The following is a 5137-nucleotide window of genomic DNA, read 5'->3' as shown; positions in this document are numbered from 1 at the left end:
ATCAGAGAGTGCCGAATAGGCGCTCTTTTTCTTTTGTAGTGCATTTGTATTAAGTCCGGAATAAAACACCAGGAGAAGCGCTTGTGTGCGGTCTAGGTTGCTATGTTGGGCTTATGCTACATATGGCATATGTCTAGCGGTAACGGAGCGCGTAGCGTGAGTATAAGGAGCAGACAGGAAGCCACAAGCCCATTACCCTTTTATCTCTCCAAAACCCATGTTTTGGGGATGCCTACCCGGCGAGGGATTCCCTAGCGGAGCGCAAATGTTTTATATCGTCTTCGCATGATTTACTTTTGGGAAGTGATAGAATGCGTCTATCATCGTTAAATCGTTCATAGTGTCATTTTAGGGCGCTATGAACGTATTTCGGGTAGCAATTAAGGTGTTTGGCTGATTTCGACTTTTAAATTTGTTCTAGGCAAAGTTAGCGAATCCATGCTATTGTTACGATAACAAATGTGAAAGGTGGTAAAAAGTATGATGGTAGCAGAAAAAAGAATGGATAAAAGGGATATAGCGAAGATGCAAAAGGAATTAACGAAAATAAAAGTTTCCATGAATGCGAAAATGTTGTTTATGACTATTGCGCTACACGACTTATCAGGAAAAGAAGTGCAAATAAAGGATATGTTGGAACTGACAGGATTCGCAACGCACCAAACGTTGTGGCGCAATGGTAATGAGTTGCAAGAATTGGGATTGATTGAACGCAAACAAACGAGTAGAGGTTTGGTTTTTAGGATTTTGTAATTTGGAATTTCATCCCCTAAAAATTCAACCTGCTTATCTAACAGCAGGTTAACCCACCAAAAAACGGTCATTTTGCAAAACTAAGAATTTGATTTTTGGTTTTAGAAAGTAGGTGAACTTATGAAAAAAGTTGATATTTCTATAGATAATTTAACAATTATTGCTTTTGATACTGGGACATTTTCGGATTATGTAGCTGTATCGCCTTATATATCTTCTATGTCTTCATCAAAAAGTTTTGCTTTTCGAAATTCGCACTATTGCATTGACGGTACTTTCATCGAAACGGGCAACGACCAAAACAAAGTACGTATCGAATTTAACCCAAACAAAGCAAGCATGAAAGATATATGCGAACTTCTAACGCATTTGAAATATCCGTATTTAACACGAATGGATTTGGCAGTTGATTATTTCAATTACGATTCATTCCATATGATTGATTGGCGAGCCGACGGGCGACGCAAACGGAATTATTGGGAAGATATGAATGGGACACTTGAAACTCTCTACATAGGCAGTCAAGCGAGCCACAAACAACATAGGATTTACAACAAATTAAAGGAGCGGCAGGACAACGGCGGCGCGATTGATAAGTGTGTCGATACATCATATTGGCGTGTAGAGGTTCAAAAACGGTTTAAAGAGAGTGACAATATATTCGATGTAGAAGAATATTTCATGACCGATTTATTTGATATAACACCATGTAGAAAAGATTTGGATTTGTCATTTATAAGCGACGTAAAGGAGCGTATTATGGTACGCGGTTTACTGGCAAATCCAATTGAATTAGATGAATTGAATGTAAAGACTAGATCGAAGTATAGAAAGTTGATTAAACAAGCGAGAGAGGGTAATTCAGAGGTTTTAGACTATTCGCCTAATCAAGTATACAAAAAGAAAAAAGGCACTTTAATTCGCCAATTAAAGAACCTTTTAGATAACTGTCAAAACCCTATAGAGTAGCCGGACTCATTCCGCCTAAAGAATTAAACGGCTACTTTTCACCGACGGGAAAAAGGGAATTTGTCTGTATTTAGAATAGCATATTTTGCATTTCAATATACAAGTACATATTTCCTTTCGTTCCCGAAATAAAAATAAAAGGAGCGAAAAAAATGTATCAAAGTACGTATGAACATATCGAAAAGCATATTCATCTTTTGAAAATTGATTATAAAAACGGGTTAATCCTAAATAGAAAAGTTTATAAAGATGGCAAGGGTTATTTTATATTTCGCCTTGCTGATAAAACTGTAAAAATTCACAACGTTATTGCATTTATAAAGTTTGGTCGTGACGCTATCGGAAGTCAAAACGATGTAACTGTCAACCATAAAGACGCGAATAAATGCAACAATACTCCGGACAATTTGGAATTATTGACTAACGAAGAGAATATACGACATGCATCTGAAAATGGCTTGTTAGCAAGGCTAAAAGGAGAATTGAATCCAGTATCTAAATTGTCGGAAGACGACGTTATAAATATATTGTTCATAAGTTTGTTAGGGATTAAGCATAGACACATAGCGAAAAAGCATAATGTTTCCCGTGGGCATGTTAGCGGGATTATAAGGGGTTCTTTTTGGCCACACATGCAGACACACACGGAAGTTTTAGCGCATCGCATATTATTTACACTATAAATATTTTAAAGTCCGTTATACGCCAATATGGAGCGTCTAGCGGCTTTTTTTATTCTAGACAATACATTCTCTTTTTAGGGTGTCAAAAACGTTTTACATAAATTAGTCACCAGGCTTTTCATATCAACGGTTTGACCCGTTTTATGAATTTATGGCATTGTCCAGTATATTGACTCTTTTTTAATGGGTCTTTAAACTCTTTTTTCTCCGTTTTGCTACAATCCATTTATCAAATTATTGGAGGCGATCGCATGAGAAAATACACATCCGAATATGAAGGTGAGTCGAATATTAACATGAATCAATACAATAGCGGCTTCGAGAATTTGCTACTAACTATCAAACAACGCGTTTCACGTGTCAAAATGACGTCTAGACACGCTTTGAAATTTATCCGAATGGAATTAGATAACATGGTTAAAGACGGCCTATACACGGAATCATACGCGGCCCAACGATACGAAGAAATAGAAACCGATTTTAAACAGCGATTCAACATGTTTTATTAATCAATGCTATATTTAATGCACGGGTTAATGCCCCTTGTTCATTGACAACTTAATACAGACCGGCCTAGCGAATGCCGTTTGTAAGTGTCGTGTAATTTGTTTGAATGTCCAATAAGTCCCGCCTCCCCGGGTGGGCAATGCCTTTAGTCCTATTCTTTGGCGAGATAGGGCTATTTTTTTATGCCTTTTTATATTTGAATGTAAACTTTTAGATATTAGTTTACATTCAAAACGTTGAAAACACTGGTTTAAAGCGATTTGAATGATTTTTGTATAAATCGCAAACAAAAGTATACATTCGGAACGCTGATTTTACTGTATTTGCTACATACCGCATTCGGTAGTAGCAACGTATGCATAAAACGCTCGTTTTTAGAACCGGTTTGTAACACATTTCGTAAAACGTTACATGTTGTCAAACGTTCAATCTTTTATATAAAAGCATTCATACAAAAGTAGGTTGTAACACTTTTCGTAAAAATGGCACGAAACGTAACGCAAACACAAACGACACTTTTCTATATTCCCTATAATTCAATTATCAACGAAAGTGAGGTGGTGAAAATGCCTAGAATTAACGTGAGCCTTTCCAGGTTCGATTATAACCGCGTTTCAAATGCTTCCGAGTGTAAAAGTATCAGCATGTCTGAATACGTCCGTACAGCGACGAGAGATTCCTTAAATGGAACAGGGGAAGAAAATGCGATTAATCAGTTTGTAGAAGAATTAAACGATATTTTCAAGTCACTTGGTTTAAACATCCCTATGACGTTGTTGGAATCATTAAGACTTGTTCATATACAAAAACTAAATGAAAGAAGGAATGGAAAATGAGTTTTAAAATTAATGGATTAAGCCCGGAAGAAGCAAAGCAATTAAATACGCTACAAACAAAGGCAAACCGTTTGCCAGGAGCAACGAACGAGCCGCAAATTGGCGTAGGTAAAAAGGCTATCAGCGACTTTAAAGAGTTGCTAAAAACGAAATCGTTTGTAGCTGAAGACGGGAAGTACATTGAACATAAGGCAATTGGTTATAACAGTGGATCGGCTACAGGTGGAAATGCATTTGCACCGGAAGGATTGGCGAATGAGATTCTACAAAAACAGTTAGCGAATGCAGACGTTAAAGGCGCATTAGGTTTTGTTACAACGCCGTCCGATCCATTTTCATTCCCAGTAGACGAAACGAATTGGAATGTTCAAGTCATGGCCCCAGGTGAGCAAGGTAAATGGGATACGGCAAACGATACTGTTAACACTTCTCACAAATTGACTATTCGTCATTCTAAATTAATGGCATCTACTCTTATTTCTACCGAGTATGAAGAAGACGCAATTCCGATTGCATTACAACAAATTCAGGCCGGAGCAGGAAAGGCGCTTGCGTTAAAAGAAGAGAGCGGCGTGTTATTCAATGTAACGAACGGATTAAAGGCAACGGCGGTAGTTGATGCGGCGCCGGCACTTGCATTAACATCAATTTCTACGGAAGACACGGCACATTTTGCAGAAAAGGCGTTTCTATCTATTATTGATTCTTTCGAAACAGGTTATAGCAAATCAATGCAAGACCTTGTATACATTATCTCGCCTAAATTAAGCACAACTTTCATGCGCCTACCTAATTTCGTAAGCCGTGATAAGATCGCAAACCCAACAAACGCAACGGGCCGAATTGGTTCATTCTTTGGAGCGGCGGTTTGTGCATCTGATTCAGTAGATGTGAGCAATGCGGCGGGCGAATTCAGTGTACTTGTCGTTCATAAAGATTCTGTTGAAATCGGTCAACGCCGTGGATTAACAGTTCGTTTATTCCCGGTAGTAGGCGATCAAGATCGCATGGAAATCACAATGCGTACAGGTATTGAATATCCGATCCTAAACACTGGAAAGAATCCAGGCGCGCGCATTAAAAAATTCAAACTGTCATAAGGAGGCGTATGAAGTTATGACGCGTTATAAAATTGAGTTAAAGGGCAAAGGCGCTCACGACTATTTAAAGAAGCATACAGAGCAATTAGGACAGTTAGAAAGCATTGAAGTAGTTGTGCACGGAATTGTAGAAGTAGACGAAACGCAATTACAAAAAATGTCCAACATTGCTGAAGGTTTAGAAGTGAATATTGAACTATCAGAGAGTGCCGAATAGGCGCTCTTTTTCTTTTGTAGTGCATTTGTATTAAGTCCGGAATAAAACACCAGGAGAAGCGCTTGTGTGCGG

6 protein-coding genes are annotated in these 5137 nt (G+C 38.2%); all 6 read left to right on the top strand.

Annotated elements, in window-relative coordinates:
* Positions 1-480: 480 nt before the first annotated feature.
* The 6 genes from MR109_RS29440 to MR109_RS29415 all read left to right on the top strand — a co-directional run bounded on the left by MR109_RS29440 (position 481) and on the right by MR109_RS29415 (position 5065).
* A complete protein-coding gene (locus MR109_RS29440; RefSeq protein ID WP_242274839.1) occupies positions 481-753 on the top strand; it encodes a hypothetical protein in 273 nt (90 codons plus the stop codon).
* A 120-nt stretch (positions 754-873) separates the two neighbouring features.
* Positions 874-1722, top strand: a complete 849-nt coding sequence (locus MR109_RS29435; RefSeq protein WP_242274838.1) for a replication initiation factor domain-containing protein — start codon at positions 874-876, stop codon at positions 1720-1722.
* A 152-nt stretch (positions 1723-1874) separates the two neighbouring features.
* Positions 1875-2405, top strand: coding sequence for an HNH endonuclease (locus MR109_RS29430; protein ID WP_242274837.1), 531 nt, complete (start codon positions 1875-1877; stop codon positions 2403-2405).
* 1073 nt (positions 2406-3478) lie between these two features.
* Positions 3479-3748 (top strand): hypothetical protein, encoded by a 270-nt coding sequence (locus MR109_RS29425; RefSeq protein WP_242274836.1) that lies wholly within the window; start codon positions 3479-3481, stop codon positions 3746-3748.
* The gene (locus MR109_RS29420; RefSeq protein ID WP_242274835.1) at positions 3745-4848 is read left to right on the top strand and encodes a phage major capsid protein; all 1104 of its coding nucleotides are present in this window, start codon (positions 3745-3747) and stop codon (positions 4846-4848) included. The genes MR109_RS29425 and MR109_RS29420 overlap by 4 nt, the downstream gene beginning before the upstream one ends.
* Before the next feature lie 16 nt (positions 4849-4864).
* Entirely contained in the window at positions 4865-5065 is a 201-nt protein-coding gene (locus MR109_RS29415; RefSeq protein WP_242274834.1) for a hypothetical protein, read from the top strand.
* The last annotated feature ends 72 nt before the right edge of the window (positions 5066-5137 follow it).

This window comes from Bacillus cereus group sp. BfR-BA-01310, assembly GCF_022664325.1.
Classification (GTDB): domain Bacteria; phylum Bacillota; class Bacilli; order Bacillales; family Bacillaceae_G; genus Bacillus_A; species Bacillus_A paramycoides.
The sequence above is the reverse complement of the archived record's forward strand: the minus strand, read 5'-3'. Positions and strand labels throughout refer to the sequence as shown.